19 protein-coding genes are annotated in these 13,814 nt (G+C 57.8%); 1 reads left to right on the top strand and 18 read right to left on the bottom strand.

Going from position 1 to position 13,814, the window contains the following annotated elements; translation table 11 throughout:
* Window position 1: 1 nt before the first annotated feature.
* Genes HV107_RS12035 through HV107_RS12025 form a run of 3 tightly spaced genes read right to left on the bottom strand, consistent with a single transcriptional unit; the run spans window position 2 to window position 1,012 of the window.
* Window positions 2-388: a TIGR03745 family integrating conjugative element membrane protein gene (locus tag HV107_RS12035; RefSeq protein WP_016808260.1), complete on the bottom strand. Its 387-nt coding sequence runs from the start codon at window positions 386-388 to the stop codon at window positions 2-4.
* A 34-nt stretch (window positions 389-422) separates the two neighbouring features.
* The gene (locus HV107_RS12030; RefSeq protein ID WP_003029734.1) at window positions 423-665 is read right to left on the bottom strand and encodes a TIGR03758 family integrating conjugative element protein; all 243 of its coding nucleotides are present in this window, start codon (window positions 663-665) and stop codon (window positions 423-425) included.
* Window positions 665-1,012, bottom strand: coding sequence for an RAQPRD family integrative conjugative element protein (locus tag HV107_RS12025; RefSeq protein ID WP_016808261.1), 348 nt, complete (start codon window positions 1,010-1,012; stop codon window positions 665-667). Before HV107_RS12025 ends, HV107_RS12030 begins: the two co-directional genes overlap by 1 nt.
* 184 nt (window positions 1,013-1,196) lie before the next feature.
* On the opposite strand from HV107_RS12025, the gene HV107_RS12020 reads away from it, so the two are divergent.
* Window positions 1,197-1,544, top strand: a complete 348-nt coding sequence (locus HV107_RS12020) for an FxLYD domain-containing protein (protein WP_016808262.1) — start codon at window positions 1,197-1,199, stop codon at window positions 1,542-1,544.
* A 90-nt stretch (window positions 1,545-1,634) separates the two neighbouring features.
* Here the strand turns inward: HV107_RS12020 and HV107_RS12015 are convergent, their stop codons facing one another.
* The 15 genes from HV107_RS12015 to HV107_RS11945 all read right to left on the bottom strand — a co-directional run bounded on the left by HV107_RS12015 (window position 1,635) and on the right by HV107_RS11945 (window position 13,814).
* Window positions 1,635-2,393: a TIGR03747 family integrating conjugative element membrane protein gene (locus HV107_RS12015; RefSeq protein WP_006785966.1), complete on the bottom strand. Its 759-nt coding sequence runs from the start codon at window positions 2,391-2,393 to the stop codon at window positions 1,635-1,637.
* Window positions 2,386-4,485, bottom strand: coding sequence for a type IV conjugative transfer system coupling protein TraD (gene traD / locus HV107_RS12010; RefSeq protein WP_016808263.1), 2,100 nt, complete (start codon window positions 4,483-4,485; stop codon window positions 2,386-2,388). Before traD ends, HV107_RS12015 begins: the two co-directional genes overlap by 8 nt.
* The gene (locus HV107_RS12005; RefSeq protein ID WP_016808264.1) at window positions 4,478-4,966 is read right to left on the bottom strand and encodes a hypothetical protein; all 489 of its coding nucleotides are present in this window, start codon (window positions 4,964-4,966) and stop codon (window positions 4,478-4,480) included. The genes traD and HV107_RS12005 overlap by 8 nt, the downstream gene beginning before the upstream one ends.
* A 10-nt stretch (window positions 4,967-4,976) precedes the next feature.
* Complete coding sequence (locus HV107_RS12000; protein WP_017145109.1) at window positions 4,977-5,549, bottom strand: restriction endonuclease; 573 nt, start codon at window positions 5,547-5,549, stop codon at window positions 4,977-4,979.
* Window positions 5,549-6,082, bottom strand: a complete 534-nt coding sequence (locus tag HV107_RS11995) for an integrating conjugative element protein (protein ID WP_016807967.1) — start codon at window positions 6,080-6,082, stop codon at window positions 5,549-5,551. The genes HV107_RS12000 and HV107_RS11995 overlap by 1 nt, the downstream gene beginning before the upstream one ends.
* 5 nt (window positions 6,083-6,087) lie before the next feature.
* Entirely contained in the window at window positions 6,088-6,723 is a 636-nt protein-coding gene (locus HV107_RS11990) for a transglycosylase SLT domain-containing protein (protein ID WP_088221852.1), read from the bottom strand.
* Window positions 6,702-7,424, bottom strand: coding sequence for a TIGR03759 family integrating conjugative element protein (locus HV107_RS11985; RefSeq protein ID WP_016807969.1), 723 nt, complete (start codon window positions 7,422-7,424; stop codon window positions 6,702-6,704). The genes HV107_RS11990 and HV107_RS11985 overlap by 22 nt, the downstream gene beginning before the upstream one ends.
* An 11-nt stretch (window positions 7,425-7,435) precedes the next feature.
* Complete coding sequence (locus HV107_RS11980; RefSeq protein ID WP_016807970.1) at window positions 7,436-8,194, bottom strand: hypothetical protein; 759 nt, start codon at window positions 8,192-8,194, stop codon at window positions 7,436-7,438.
* Window positions 8,191-8,856 (bottom strand): PilL N-terminal domain-containing protein, encoded by a 666-nt coding sequence (locus HV107_RS11975; protein WP_016807971.1) that lies wholly within the window; start codon window positions 8,854-8,856, stop codon window positions 8,191-8,193. Before HV107_RS11975 ends, HV107_RS11980 begins: the two co-directional genes overlap by 4 nt.
* Window positions 8,857-8,992: 136 nt before the next feature.
* Entirely contained in the window at window positions 8,993-9,241 is a 249-nt protein-coding gene (locus HV107_RS11970) for a DUF2442 domain-containing protein (protein WP_004115558.1), read from the bottom strand.
* Entirely contained in the window at window positions 9,225-9,467 is a 243-nt protein-coding gene (locus HV107_RS11965; protein WP_016807972.1) for a DUF4160 domain-containing protein, read from the bottom strand. The genes HV107_RS11970 and HV107_RS11965 overlap by 17 nt, the downstream gene beginning before the upstream one ends.
* A 64-nt stretch (window positions 9,468-9,531) precedes the next feature.
* On the bottom strand, window positions 9,532-10,068 hold the full coding sequence (locus HV107_RS11960) for a single-stranded DNA-binding protein (protein WP_016807973.1): 537 nt from the start codon (window positions 10,066-10,068) through the stop codon (window positions 9,532-9,534).
* A gap of 60 nt (window positions 10,069-10,128) precedes the next feature.
* On the bottom strand, window positions 10,129-10,599 hold the full coding sequence (locus HV107_RS11955) for an STY4534 family ICE replication protein (protein ID WP_016807974.1): 471 nt from the start codon (window positions 10,597-10,599) through the stop codon (window positions 10,129-10,131).
* Between the two features lie 635 nt (window positions 10,600-11,234).
* Window positions 11,235-13,244 carry a DNA topoisomerase III gene (locus HV107_RS11950; RefSeq protein WP_016807975.1) on the bottom strand — a complete coding sequence of 670 codons (2,010 nt, stop codon included), beginning with the start codon at window positions 13,242-13,244 and terminating at the stop codon, window positions 11,235-11,237.
* A gap of 15 nt (window positions 13,245-13,259) precedes the next feature.
* Window positions 13,260-13,814, bottom strand: coding sequence for a hypothetical protein (locus tag HV107_RS11945; protein WP_016807976.1), 555 nt, complete (start codon window positions 13,812-13,814; stop codon window positions 13,260-13,262).

Genomic DNA, 13,814 nt, shown 5'->3' with positions numbered 1-13,814 from the left:
CCTACAACAGAATGTCGGCAGACTTGCCGAGCAGCCAGATAACGGCAACCAGCAGCACCACACCCACCACCACAATGGCCCCGAATTTGGTCCAGGTGGCTTTCTCATTGCGGACTTCGGTGAAGGTGTGCAGGGCGGCAATGGCAACGTTGATAAAGGCAACGGCCGCCACGACCAGCCCCCCGATAACAATGCCGTCCTGCAGGTAGCCCTTGATTTGTCCCGACAGCCCGCTTCCGCCTCCGGACTCAGGCGCTTCAACGCTTGGCAAATCCGCAAAGGCCGGTTTGCAGGTGAGCCAGCCCAGCAGGGCAAGCGTACCGGCGCGGGTCAGCGTACGACTGCCGAAACGGCGCAGGCGGGCAACAACAGACTCAGAATGGTGCATGGGATTCATCTCCTGACTTAACGTTTTGAATGAGTTAACTGGCAAACATCCAGATACACACAAGCAACAGCAGCACGGTGCGGACGGCAAAACGCCCCAGGGCCGCGTCACGCACTTTGGTGTTACTCCAGCCGGTCCAGACATCCGACAGCGCCCACGCGGCCCATAAAAAAAGAAACGCCAGCAGTGCCCCGATGCAGAGCAGATGAAGGATGTTCACATCAAGACTGCCGGAGCCGGCTTTAAACGCGTTCGTTTGTTCGGATGTCATGGGCATCAGGGCCGCTCCCGCCGGTAATTACCGGCCACAAAAGACGGGTCACGCGGTTGCGCGCGGGAGGGCTCCAGATAGCGGTCAATGCCGCTGCGGATGGTGTTGAGATCGGATGTGGCCTGACGGTAATCAAAGAAAAAGCGGCCACGGTCAGCCGGGTCGGCCTGTGCAACCGCCACGCGGGCCCGTTCAAGCGACGCCTGAACCTGGTCCAGCTGACGCTGAACAGACGCAAGCTCGTCTTTCTCGGATGCCTGTGCAGCAGCTGATGCCAGAAAGGTCAGCAATACCAGGCCAGTGATGCCCGGGACACGACGGTTGCGCCGCATGGCCGGACGATGTGAGTTCATACGCACCTCCAGAAGGATTAAGGGGTGCGGACAGGATGCGGAAGAGGGAGCGTCGGGTCAGCGATAAACCCTAAACAGGAATTTCAAAATTAATTGCAGGTCTGTGCCGGTGGCAGGTTTAGCTGTAAATAAAGGTTCATTGTGATATTAAGAAAACTCAACGGTAAACAGAGGGAAAATGAAAATGATGAAGACTGTTCTGAAGGCCACGTTAATCACTGCACTGATTACCGGCCCTGTTCTTGCGGCCGACGGTACTGGCAAAGTCCAACTTTCAGACCTGCATTTCGCCACAGCAGCAAATGGTTTGCAGCAAATTGAAGGCACGGGAACAAACGTGTCAGGTGGGCCTGTGAAGACTGTAATTGTCAAATTCAACTTGCTTCAGAATGGGGCAGTAATAGGAAATACGGCAGCGATGGCTGAAAATCTGGAGCCGGGTCAGCAATGGAAGCTACAGGCCCCCTACGACAGCATAACCAACAAGCCAGACAGCTTCAAAGTGACAGAACTGACGGTATTTAATAACTGACACTGACGCGCCAGTAACGGTCGTTTCATGGCTTGTCTGCTGACGGCAGGCGCGCAAAACAAGTTTTGCACGCCTCCGTCCAGCCCTGATTTAAAGATACTTCTTGAACGACGCAGTGGTCACCGTTACGGCGATCCCCAGCAGAACAGCCGCCGGCAACAACAGCAGATTGGGGTAGACTGCCGTGGGCCAGGAAAGGTACAGCATGGCGGGCACCACAGCGGCCGGTTTGACCAGCTTCTTGGCATGATGATAGACAAACGAACTTTCATACCCCGCGCCGTACCGCCGCAGATCACGCCGCCCCAGCCCCTCAACCAGCGCCACCACCACGACCAGCACAAACAACGGCACGGACAGCACCAGGATGGTGACGCGTACCAGGGTGATAATGCTGATCCATACCGTGGCCAGCAGGTATTCACGCAGGTAGCCGGCAAGCCAGCCGCTCCAGCTGTTGATTTCCCGGGTGACGGCATTGTCACTGTGCATCTGGTGTGCATACTGCTGCCGGACCCAGTCCAGGAAGCCACTGTCCACAAAGGCCCACTGATAGGCGGTGCTCACCCAGCGCACAACCGTCACCGATGGTTCAGACAGCAGCAGGCTGCGGGTGAACTCTGTGGACAGCCACCCCAGCTCGGTGTTCATGACCGCTTCACTGTGCGCCGCCCCGGCTTCCGGCCAGAAGAAGGCGATGCCGATATATTCAATCAGCAGGCTCAGCAGCAGCGAGGACAGCACCACGCCCACCAGGGCCCATGGCCAGCCCCAGAGCAGATTATACAGAATGCCGTGCTTGCGTTCCGGCAGCGTCTGCTGCTGTGGGGGACGTTTTACCTCAGCCATTCGCCCCTCCTGTGACCGGCACGTTCAGGGCCGGACCGTCCCGCCACCAGGATTCGCCGCTGTGATAGCTGCGCCGCATCTCCTCCGCTATTTTCTCAATACTTTCCGGCATCAGCACATCATCAGCATCCCCGGCAGGCAGCGGCATGCGGATTTTCCACAGTTGCCCGCCTTCCAGCAGGGCAAACGCCTGCCCTTTTGGCAGCGTCACGATATCGGCCGGCTCCAGCAGCGGGACTTTTACCGTCCCGACGCGGTCCTGGGTGCTTGAGGTGAAGTCCTGGTCTGCATTGACATCCGCCGTGTCCTGGTGCCCGGAGACCAGCGTTTTGGTGTAAATCTCCACCTGCGGCAGCTGCGTGGTCAGCAGCTCGGCGGTGCGGTTCTCCCTGACGCGCAGCATAATCAGGTTGTTAAAGTTACCCTGTACCTGGGCCGTCTTGGCCGCATTCCCGATGCGTGCCTCAATATCAGAAGACGTCTGGGTATAGGCTGTCACCTGCATGCCGGCACCGCCCCCTTTGTTGATGAGAGGAATAAACTCATCCCCCATCAGCTCGTTAAACTCATCGCAGTGCAGGTTAATCAGGGACTTCCCTTCTTTCCCGCCCGGCAGGCCAGCATTGATACCGTGTTTATAAATGTGCCCGGCCACACTCACCAGATCGGCGAACATGGAGTTACCGACCGCGCTCGCCACTTCACTGTCACTGAGCGCATCGAGCCCCACATACACCACGGCTTTTTTACGGATGATCTGTTCCCAGTCAAAAATCGGCCGCGTGTCGTCAATGTCCTGATAATCCGGCGACAGCAGCTCGGCGGTCTTGCCGGTGGTCAGTTTTTCCAGCAGCGGCAGCAGCGACGCCACGATTTTGTCAAAGTAAGTACGGTCATAACGTACCGCTGACCGCAGCCCGTCAAGGATGGGATCATAGAGTTTTTTACCCTCTTCTGAACTCAGGGCAACCTCAATGGCCCAGATACGTAAGGCATCCGGCTGACCCTGCATGTTACGGGGCACGTCGTCCTCTCCCAGCACCTGCTGATTATTCTCAATCTGCGTCTGCAGAGCCGGCAGCTGCGCCTGGATGATTTTTTCCGCATAGCGGATATAGAGATCGGCGATATTGTTCACGTAGCGCATGATCAGCGTGTAGTCAGGGCGCTCACCCAGGGCGACCAGCGCACGGGCGATGATGTTGACGAACCGCCAGGCAAATTCGCGGAATGCCGCGCTGTTCCCCTCACCCGACAGCTGACCGGCCACGCGGGACGCCACCTCTGACACGCGACCAAAACGCCCGACGGCATTATAACGGGCTGAAATTTCAGGCCAGCCAAGATGAAAAATATACAGCTCGTCCCCGCGTCCGGCCCGGTGGGCCTCTGCCCAGACGCGTTTCATCAGGTCTGCGTCGCCTTTCGGATCAAACACGATGGTGACTTCACCCCGCCGGATATCCTGGGTGACTAGCAGCTCTGCCAGCCGGGTCTTCCCGACGCGCGTGGTGCCGTACACCACCGTATGGCCAACGCGCTCCCCCAGAGCCAGGGTGACGTCTTTTTCGTCGGGCTCGATGCCGTGCAGCGCCGGATTGCCGCCCACCGGTGGTAACGGCCGCACCGGGTTCAGCGGCGTATCGGCACTCAGCAGCTTACCCAGCCAGGGCAGACGGTGCTCTGTCATCATTTCGAGCTGACGCGCCCCCAGGTAAAAGCGGTTTGGCTGCAGGTAACGGGCCACTTCAGGGCGCAGCGTATCCTGCAGCCGCTGGGTGTGTTTTTGCGTCCAGCGGAACCCCCGGCCTAGAAACAGGCGACGATGACTGACGGGGATCTGTTTAGTACTCATGACATAGCGCGTCAGGCGGCGGAGATTCCGGCGGTAGCGAATAATCTTCATCCCCTGATGCGTGCGGGTGACGGCCAGCGCCGCAAACCCGGCTGCGGTGACATAGCTGACAGTCGGAGCCAGAGCGACAGCCCAGGGTGCCTGCACACAGACATACGCCGCCATGCCCGATACCACGGCGGTATTCAGCTCAACGGCCGGACGCAGCAGGGCCTCAATGACGTAACGGTTACTCATCGTCTGCCTCCTTTATAATTTTACCGTCGGCCATACGGATATACGTTCCCCTCCCGGCACCGGCTTCCCTGCAGGAAAGGGAGTGGTAACGCAGGGCATCCGCCAGTAAGCGCCAGAGCACATACAGAACATTCGACAGGATGAAAAAAATGATCCATACGGCCCGCAATGACAGCAGGTAATTGTTCGCCGCGGTTTCTGTGGAGACGGCAGTGACGGTACAGGCTGCCGGCTTTGCCTCAGGCGGAGCCGCATTATCAGGCACCGGGCATTCCTCCCACATGTAATGTCCGGGCGGCGCGGTGCGCCATGCCGTTGCCTCCTTCTGCAACTGGTCGTTCAGGTCACTGACCGGATGGCCGAAAACAAGCCAGGCGAGCAGGCAGACACCGCCGAAAGCGGCAGGCACGAAAACGGCATGACGGAATAAACAGAACACAAGCCACAAAGCGTAGCGCAGGCTGTTCAGGATGATGTGCATAAAAGATTCCTCAGAGATACTGCCGGACGTCCTGCCCGGCGAGAATGGCCAGCAGGCGTTGCCCGCTGATGATGCGCAGGCGCGGTGACGCCATATGAAGGGTGCGGCTCATTTTTCCGGTACGGCCCGTGTGGATAAAGAGCCCCCGGCGGCCGGAGTGCAGGAGAAGTCGGTCGAAGTCCTCAACATGTGCGGGGGAAACAGCACGACTGTACCGTTTGGCCTGGATAAGCCAGTGCTCGCCGTCGATGATGACCTGGCCATCAAGGCCGCCGTCACCGCTGTAGGAGGCATTGCGCACCACGGTTAGCCCCTGACGTTCAAAGGCAGACAGCAACAGCTCTTCAAAGACATAGGGGCTGATTTTGCGCAGATAGGTCAGACGCTGCCCGTCTCCCGGCAGGAGGGTCAGTTTATTCAGTACCCGCCCCGCCGTTGCCCGGTATCGCCGGTGACGGCGGGTGCTGGCTTTCTCACGCCAGCGCAGGTTCAGAAAGGCCATCACCACCAGGAAAAGGACTATCAGTATGACCGCCCCATAAGGGTGTGCCATCAGCAGACCGTTGATATCTGGCGTGCTCATTACGGCTTAAACTGCTGCGTCAGGCCGGTATCGGTGATGAGTACCGGATAATGCTCAATCTGCAGGCGACGGGCCAGCTCGCTGCCGGAAGCCGGGGCCAGGCTGACACCGGGTGCCAGTTCGCGCAGCTCGCGCACGGTATCCATGTCTGTGACGTTGACTATCATCCCGGCCGCATGCTGTTCAGCCAGCGCGCCGGCATTGGCTTTCAGCCATTCACGGGACAGAGCATCATCCCCGATCAGAAACAACGCCCCGATGCCGGGCAACTGCAGCGGCCGGTCTGCTGTATTCCCCGGGCTCAGTTCAGGTGTGTTAACGGGTAACATACCCGCCATCCCGTCAGCCAGCGGAACACCGTGGTCCGGCTGGCGTGAAGGCTGTACGTCACTGACGCCGGGCATGCCGGGCTGTTTATTAACGGCCTCAAAATACGGCGCAGCATCTTCACCGCCCAGATCAGCAATCACATTCAGTTCAGCATGGCCGGTCAGGGGAAGGAGGGTAAACAGCAGTAAGGACAGCGTTTTCATCAGGGTTATCTCCCGGGTTCAGTCCAGACGAAGCCTGGATCGGGGGTGAGCGCAGCAACCGAGCGGGGCGCTTCAGCTGCCGGCGCAGAAATGCGGGGTGCAGGGCTGATTTTTGCCAGATGCCCTCTCACAATGGCGCGGTAACGTGCAGCAGGCTGACCACCTGCGGGATGGTGGTAGCAGCCGGCCGCATCCAGCCAGCTGCCTGGCTTACGCGCCCAGCACTCACGCAGAATGGTGGCGGCGGCGTTCAGGTTGGTGTAAGGGTCAAACGCATCCCACGTCGAGGCAAAATGATGACCGTTCCAGCCCAGATTGACCTGGGCAATACCGACATCGATGCGCTTAAGCGGGTGACTCTTCATAAAGACCTGCAGCGCCTGCCAGGCCTGCAGGCGCGTCTCATAGCGATACCCTTTGCCTGCCACATTGATGGTCCAGGGCCATGGCCGTATTCCGCGGGGAAGTTTGCGCGAAGACTCGCTCAGTGATACCGAGTAAAGCGCTTCGGGGGGCACGCCGTGCGCCATGGCCACGCGGACGTAACCCTCCGGCACCGTCTGGTCAGCATGGCCGTCAGGGACGGCCGCCATCAGTAAGCCCAGCGCCAGTGCGCCGGTCAGAATGCTGCGATTGCCCATTTACCGTCTCCCGCCTGCTGCAGTAAAACCGGCATCAGGCCGTTACCAAAGCGCATCCACCGGCCGCCGTCGTGGTTAAGCGTGATCTGGCGCTTGCGGACCTTTTCCACGGGAATGTGATGGTCCCGCGCCCAGCTGCGAAGCGCATCATCACTGCCCTGGCTGTCGACCAGATAGATGTCCACCGGCCGGTTGTCAGCCAGCACGGCAGACAGTTTCGCGTCGCAGGTTGCGCAGTCTTTTGACCTGACGAACAGCGCCAGCCGGCCGCCACTGTCGTGCGCCACGCCGGAGGCGTTCCCCATATTGACCGGCAGTGTGCCCGGATACAGGCGCTGCCAGGCCGCGTTCACCTCACGCTGGAAATCAAGCTCTTTCTGGGTGCGGGCAAACTCTTCCTTCACCCACTTTTCAGCAAACTTACGGCGCTCTGCCGGCGTCTGCGCCTCGATACCGAGGGTGGAAAGCGGATCGAGACCCGGCGACTGGGTACCCCGGGGTCCCTTCATCAGCTGCTGATAACGCTGATAATCGTCGGCACTGAGTCCCCACTGACCGGCCTGCTGCTGCAGGTTTTGCTGTGCGGAGTCCGCCCGTTGTGTTGATTCCTGTCGGCTGACATCCATCTGTCCTGATGTGGTCGCGGCCAGGGTCAGGGGACTCAGCAGCATGGCGGCTAAAAAGGTATGTTTCAGTTTCATCATTCGCTCCGTTATTCTGCTCTGAGCACGGTCTGGCGGCCGTTAACCCGAAACGTCGCCTCACCATAACCGGCACTGACCAGCGTCCAGCCGGACACGGTTTCACCCTCTCCGACCAGGGCCACCTGCGACAGGTTGCTGTAGCCCCGGGGCGCGATGGCAGCCCAGGACTCTGCCCCCCGCTTCTCCACTCCCGTCAGCACAAAAGGCGCAGTGCGGGCCACGCGAAGGGATGGAGCAGAACGACGTGTGTCAGCGGGACGGGGCTTTTTTGCAGCAGGCTCGTTTTTTTTTACCGGTGAGGCGACAGGTGCGGCGGGTGCGGGTGCCGGCTGTGATTTCAGCGCTGTCAGCTGCTCAGTCAGCGCACTCAGGCGGGTTTCCAGCCCCTGCTGGGCGTCCTGAAGGGTTCGCAATGACTGACGCACGGCGTCGTCGCTGCCGGCCTGTTTCGCTGCTGCGCTCAGCTCCTGCTGCATCTCGCCAAGTTTTTTCCGGGTATCCTGCAGGCCGGTTTTGAGCGTGGTCACATCTGACTGCAGGGCCGCGACTGTCTCAACAGTGGCCGCTGTACTGCCCTGAGATTCAAGGCGTGCAAGGCGTTCATCAAGGTTCGATATGCCCAGACTGAAGGCGGTGTAGCCCAGCGCCAGAATGCCGGCCAGCGCCACACCGCTGGCAGCGCCCCAGATGAGGCGGCGGCGGGGACGCCAGCTGAATCTTTTACGGGCCGGAGCGGGGTCAGTATGGAATGGTTGCTGTTCGCTCATTTTCTCAGAAACCCTCCGCTGACAGGTTTAACGGGTACTGACTGAGGGGCGCTGATGGCCGGTTGTGACACGGCGGACGGCGCAGGCGTGGACCAGGTGCTGACCGGCGGCGGAAGCTGGGAGACCGGCAGCTGGTAGCCGTCGCGCAGGCTGTGGCAGACCACACGCTGTACATCATCCACCTCAAGCTGCCAGGCCGGACCGGCCAGGACCTGCAGGGCAGTACGCAGGCGCATCGGGCCCAGCTGGTACTGGACGGCCGGCAATGCCTGGCGGTAAAGCACGCCGTTGGCGGAGCCGGTCGCGCACAGGGAATAACCGGACTGGCGCAGGGCGTAACGCAGCGCATCCGCCACAGTAGGATGCAGGGATGACGGGATGCGAATATCAATAATTTGCGAGAGAGGGTCACGCTGGGCCGCCTGCGGATCGGTACTGACCAGCAGATAACGATCGTAGCGCACCACTTCCGGCGTCCGCGCATACTCGTCCGGAGAGACCGGCTGAACGTTGCGGGTGACGGTGGTGCCGGGTGTCGGGTCCGCAGGCTCACGTTGCTGCAACTTTTGCGGCTGGGAAACACAGCCCGCAAGGAGCAGCAGGGGAAGAACAGTGGCAAGCCTGCCTGGTGAAAATATGTTGTGAGAGGTGTTACGTTTCATCCGGAATTTTCCTGTACAGTGATAAAACAGCCCTCACTGTGCGGAATCAGTCCGGTTTCACTCAATTAACAACTGATTTTCCGTTGATGAAAAAAAACGCCGGCAAAAGCCAGCGTTTTTCACTAATAGCGCGCTGTCAGGCTACTTTATGGGGACGATGGGTCACATCGCCGCGGCCTTCAAGCAACCCCGCAATAGAAATGTCTTCGTCCAGCGCGTCCCAGTGGATACCACGGGGACTCAGTTCATAGCTGTTAAGCTGTTCAGTTGAAGCATGCAACAGGCGTGGAAACCATGCCAGCGGCACACCGATGGTACGGGCGTCGTTGAGTTCAACCCACATCGTGGCCTCATCGAAGCTGACCCGTTTAGCTGAAATAGTCATTCCAGGCCTCCAGAAACAATGCTTGGTTATCTTCAACGATCCCCGTCAGTTCTTTTAATACCCGTGAATTAAACCCATCGTTACTGGCCAGAGCCACTGATGGCGTTAACCAGAATTTGGCTTCACTACCTGCTTTCATTACGTGAATGTGTGCAGGTTCGAGCGGGTTACCTTCATTAGAATAAAAAAAGAACCGGAAACCGTTGATCCTCAGTATAACAGGCATGTCAGTTATCCTTAAATGCTGACCGGATTATGTGTAAGTTCAGAGCAACTGCCATAAAGGCTGTTCAGAGTGCATGGATTGCCGATTTTGGTACTCCATACCCGAATCCAATGAACGGTATATCGTCATCGAAGTCCATCGGTGGCGCACCGGCACTGCTGCCGGAAGCCTGGCCACTGTGAGTCGGTCCGGAAGGTTGCTGAGGCTGGCCCCAGTCATTCCGGGAAGACGTATTCTGACCGCTGCCGGACTGGCGACCGCCAAGCATCTGCATGGTGCCACCAATGTTTACCACCACCTCTGTGATGTATTTCTCCTGGCCAGACTGATCGGTCCATTTGCGTGTGCGCAGCTGGCCCTCGATGTAAACCTGGGAGCCTTTGCGCAGATATTCACCCGCAATTTCTGCCAGCTTGCCGAAAATAACCACCCGGTGCCATTCGGTCACTTCTTTCTGTTCACCGGACTGCTTATCACGCCAGCTCTCAGACGTGGCCAGAGAAAGGGTGGCAACTGCACTGCCATTGGGAATATAACGCACTTCAGGATCCTGGCCGAGATTACCGACAAGAATCACCTTGTTAACGCCGCGTGAGGACATAATCATTTCTCCTGTAAAGAATAAAGAAACACCCCGCGAACGGGGTGTGTCAGGTGCGCATCAGAATGAGTTTTCTGCGTAGTTTTGTTGTGCGGCAGAGCCATTCTGCGGCGGCACGGAGTCAGATTTTTCAGTCTTGTAGACCATGTCCTGGCCTATTTTGATCCAGTCCACCTTTATCAGGCGGGCTTTCAGACTGACACGCTGTTCGCCGGCATGCTCGCCCTTGTTCAGCGTAAATATGTCCGTGGACGGATTACTCAGGTTAAAGCCCAGCAGGACTTTTTTGTCTTCATCGACGGCTTTCTGGCAGCGGGCGATAAGGCTGGTAGCCTCTTTACCTGCGACAGAAATGTCAAAACGGACGTAGGCCGGATTGTCAGTCGGACCGCTCAGTGCATTGATTACGCAGCTGAGGAACGAGCCATTCTGATGGTTAACCTGGCGGATGTTGCTGAGATACCCGATGCCTTTAATAGTCAGGTTGAAGTACTCAGATTTTGCAGATGCAGAAGTATTGTTTGCAGACATGATGTTTTCTCCATGGAGGTAAAAATAGGTACGACGGAGAAACCATCTGCCCTGACGGGAGTGGTTTCCCGTCGGGGGTCAGGATCGGTTGAATCCTGAGAGTCTGGTATGTTGAAGGAACCTTCATCGCCGCGTCGTAATGCGCTTGTACAGGCGATATCTGCTTTCAAAGGTGCGCAGATGTACCAAAGTTTGCTCCCTTTCAGGTTACAGGAGCTTTCGCTGTAGCCACCCGAAGGCGATTCTCACAGGCTACTGAATCATTGGTGGTCGTATGAACGACGGTTTAGCACTTTTATAATTAAACCGTCCTCCCTGAATGTCAACGGTCAAAATGGAAAACGTGATCCGTAAAAATAAAAGGGCACCGTTTCCGGTGCCCTGGGGTCAGTGCCTTAACCTGCGGTCGTCTCATCTGTCTCCGGGGAATAATCCCGACGCGGTTTTCACGGAGTGCATGCGTCTTACAGGTCAGTTAGTGTGCAATAACTTCCTGCCAGGCCTGCTGGGGGTAAATCCCGTTAAAGTTTACCTTACAGCACCGTGGCCAGCGGGGCACCTATGCATCAAAGCCTGGCAACAATAGCAGAACCCGGCCCGGGGTTGTACAGTGAAATAGTTCAATACTGCGCGGATTATTCTGTTTTAGCCTTAACCGATGTTTTTTTACGCTTCGCTGCTTTCTTCTTACCTGTACTGATAATTCCCTCACAGTCCGGATAGCGTATGCACCCCCCAAAATCACCATTTTTACCTTTACGTTTACGCGGGGGTCCTTTGCATAACGGGCAGGGAGGCGTGACGGGAGCAGTAATTTTCACACTGTCCTGGCGGCCTTTTTCGACAAGGTGACGGGTCCACTGCAGCTGCTTTTGCATAAAGACCGCAAGCGACATTTTCCCCTGCGAAATATCATCCAGTGCCTGCTCCCATAATGCGGTCATGCCCGGGCTCGTCAGCGTTTCCGGCAGGGCCGCAATCAGCTCCCGGGCCATCTGCGTTGAGTGGATGTGCTTCCCTTTTTTCTCCAGATAGTGTCGTTTGAAGAGGGTTTCAAGCACGGCCGCACGCGTCGCCTCTGTGCCCAGACCGGCGTTATCACGCAGCACTTTCTTCAGCTTCGGGTCACTGACGAAACTGGCCGCGTTCTTCATGGCAGCAATCAGCGTCCCCTCCGTGAACGGTTTGGGCGGACTGGTTTTCATATCCTTAACCTCAGAACCGGTGACAGCGCAAATATCCCCTTTTGCCAGCGCCGGCAGCGCCATACTGTCACCGTCGACGTCCTCTTCATCGTCATCTTTTTCAGCCAGGAACAATGACTTCCAGCCCGTCACCACACCGACTTTCCCGCGTGTACGGAACAGCTGTCCACCGATATTGAAAGAGGCCTCCGTCACGTCAGATTCCTGCAGCGGAAGGAACTGGGCGAAATAATGCTGGCGAATCAGCTGGTAGACCTTCAGCTCATCGGCGCTGAGGCGTGACAAATCAAATGCCTGTCGGGTGGGAATGATGGCATGGTGCGCGGTGATTTTTTTGTCATTCCAGACACGCGAGACAAACTGCCTGTCCAGCTGATTCAGTACCGGGGCCACAGCCGGATCGGATTTCGCCACTGCCGCCAGCACGTCGGATATTTCCTGCTGCATGGAAGTTGGCAGAAAACCGCAGTCTGTACGGGGGTAGGTGGTCGCTTTGTGGGTTTCGTAAAGTGACTGAGCAATGGCGAGCACATCATTTGCGCCCATGCCGAATTTTCGGGAACAGACCTGCTGAAGGGTGCCCAGGTCAAAACAGAGGGGTGCCGCCGTTTTCTCCCGCTTCTGTGTCACCTCCAGTACCGCAGCCCTGCCCTGCTGCTGACACAGCTGTCCCACCGCCCGGGCAGCCTGAGGATTGATGCAACGCTTTTCCTCATCACAGTACTGCTCAACGGGCACCCAGCCAGCCCGGAACCGGACGCCCTCTTTTTCAATAAGCGCATGTACCTGCCACCAGGGCTTTGGCACGAAGGACGTAATTTCATTATCCCGGTTAACCACCATGGCAAGCGTCGGCGTCTGTACCCGCCCGACGGACAGCACTTCTGACACCCCTGAGTCACGGGCCTTGAGAGTATAAAGGCGGGTCAGGTTCATACCGATGAGCCAGTCAGCCTGGCTCCGGCCCTTGCCGGCATCGTACAGCAGGGCTGTTTTTTCTCCGGGAAGAATATTGCCCAGTGCTTCCTTCACACTGGCCTCATCCAGGGCTGACAACCAGAGCCGGCGTACCGCGCCACTGTAGCGGCAGTATTCCAGCAGCTCACGCGCGATCACCTCGCCCTCGCGGTCGGCATCGGTGGCGATGACCACCTCAGAGGCCTTTTTGAGCAGCTTACTGATAACAGTGAACTGCGATTTTGTCTGCTCCTTGACGACCATTTTCCAGGCCTCAGGCAGCACAGGCAGAACATCGGCACGCCACGGCCTGCCATACTGCTCGCCATAGGCTTCAGGGCTGGCAGTTTCGAGTAAATGGCCGACCGCCCAGGTCACAACGATGTTACCGCCGCTGATAAATCCCTGCTCACGCTTGCTGATGCCCAGCACGCGGGCAATATCCTTTGCCTGGGAGGGTTTTTCACACAGAAAGAGTTGCATGTGTTGCCTCCCGCATCAGCTTTTTTCACCCGCCGCAACAGCGCGGACATCATTCATCAGTTTCGTGACGCCGGACCGGGCCAGGCGCTGTGATGATGATGAGCGATAGACAACATAGAGCCTGCTGCCGGACCCGTTTTTTTCGATTTCGATATCCAGGTGATCACGTCCGTTCCAGTCGGAGCCCATTTTGTAGTAGCTGCCCGGCATGGCGTCCCAGACGGGATGCGCATCATCTTCAGCCGCCGCTTTCCAGTCCCCGTCATTTGCTGCCTGGCGCATGGACTCAAGCTCCTGCGTGGAAATGAATTTATAGTGCCGCTTTAAGCGGGCCGCTGCCGTATCCACATCGACCGGCACGGAGAACGTTTTATCGACGGACTGCATGGCCTGTTGCCCTGCCGGGCTCATCAGCGGCATCCCGCCACTTTCTCCGCTGCTGTTGCCGCCCAACGTTTTTGTCAGGTTTGCGGCTGTGTCACTGACCTGTTTATTAATCGCAGCCCAGTCCGTTGTTGCGCATCCGCTCAGTAAAAAGAAGGAGGTGAGGAGGAACACAGGACGAATCAT

It is taken from the genome of Enterobacter sp. RHBSTW-00175, from assembly GCF_013927005.1.
Lineage (GTDB): Bacteria > Pseudomonadota > Gammaproteobacteria > Enterobacterales > Enterobacteriaceae > Enterobacter.
This window is presented reverse-complemented; position numbering and strand designations above follow the sequence as displayed.

What these genes read in the sequence shown, in the direction of transcription:
- HV107_RS12035 (WP_016808260.1), bottom strand. Translation starts at nt 388, where the DNA reads ATGCACCATTCTGAGTCTGTTGTTGCCCGCCTGCGCCGTTTCGGCAGT.
- HV107_RS12030 (WP_003029734.1), bottom strand. Translation starts at nt 665, where the DNA reads ATGCCCATGACATCCGAACAAACGAACGCGTTTAAAGCCGGCTCCGGC.
- HV107_RS12025 (WP_016808261.1), bottom strand. Translation starts at nt 1,012, where the DNA reads ATGAACTCACATCGTCCGGCCATGCGGCGCAACCGTCGTGTCCCGGGC.
- HV107_RS12020 (WP_016808262.1), top strand. Translation starts at nt 1,197, where the DNA reads ATGATGAAGACTGTTCTGAAGGCCACGTTAATCACTGCACTGATTACC.
- HV107_RS12015 (WP_006785966.1), bottom strand. Translation starts at nt 2,393, where the DNA reads ATGGCTGAGGTAAAACGTCCCCCACAGCAGCAGACGCTGCCGGAACGC.
- traD (WP_016808263.1), bottom strand. Translation starts at nt 4,485, where the DNA reads ATGAGTAACCGTTACGTCATTGAGGCCCTGCTGCGTCCGGCCGTTGAG.
- HV107_RS12005 (WP_016808264.1), bottom strand. Translation starts at nt 4,966, where the DNA reads ATGCACATCATCCTGAACAGCCTGCGCTACGCTTTGTGGCTTGTGTTC.
- HV107_RS12000 (WP_017145109.1), bottom strand. Translation starts at nt 5,549, where the DNA reads ATGAGCACGCCAGATATCAACGGTCTGCTGATGGCACACCCTTATGGG.
- HV107_RS11995 (WP_016807967.1), bottom strand. Translation starts at nt 6,082, where the DNA reads ATGAAAACGCTGTCCTTACTGCTGTTTACCCTCCTTCCCCTGACCGGC.
- HV107_RS11990 (WP_088221852.1), bottom strand. Translation starts at nt 6,723, where the DNA reads ATGGGCAATCGCAGCATTCTGACCGGCGCACTGGCGCTGGGCTTACTG.
- HV107_RS11985 (WP_016807969.1), bottom strand. Translation starts at nt 7,424, where the DNA reads ATGAAACTGAAACATACCTTTTTAGCCGCCATGCTGCTGAGTCCCCTG.
- HV107_RS11980 (WP_016807970.1), bottom strand. Translation starts at nt 8,194, where the DNA reads ATGAGCGAACAGCAACCATTCCATACTGACCCCGCTCCGGCCCGTAAA.
- HV107_RS11975 (WP_016807971.1), bottom strand. Translation starts at nt 8,856, where the DNA reads ATGAAACGTAACACCTCTCACAACATATTTTCACCAGGCAGGCTTGCC.
- HV107_RS11970 (WP_004115558.1), bottom strand. Translation starts at nt 9,241, where the DNA reads ATGACTATTTCAGCTAAACGGGTCAGCTTCGATGAGGCCACGATGTGG.
- HV107_RS11965 (WP_016807972.1), bottom strand. Translation starts at nt 9,467, where the DNA reads ATGCCTGTTATACTGAGGATCAACGGTTTCCGGTTCTTTTTTTATTCT.
- HV107_RS11960 (WP_016807973.1), bottom strand. Translation starts at nt 10,068, where the DNA reads ATGTCCTCACGCGGCGTTAACAAGGTGATTCTTGTCGGTAATCTCGGC.
- HV107_RS11955 (WP_016807974.1), bottom strand. Translation starts at nt 10,599, where the DNA reads ATGTCTGCAAACAATACTTCTGCATCTGCAAAATCTGAGTACTTCAAC.
- HV107_RS11950 (WP_016807975.1), bottom strand. Translation starts at nt 13,244, where the DNA reads ATGCAACTCTTTCTGTGTGAAAAACCCTCCCAGGCAAAGGATATTGCC.
- HV107_RS11945 (WP_016807976.1), bottom strand. Translation starts at nt 13,814, where the DNA reads ATGATTCGTCCTGTGTTCCTCCTCACCTCCTTCTTTTTACTGAGCGGA.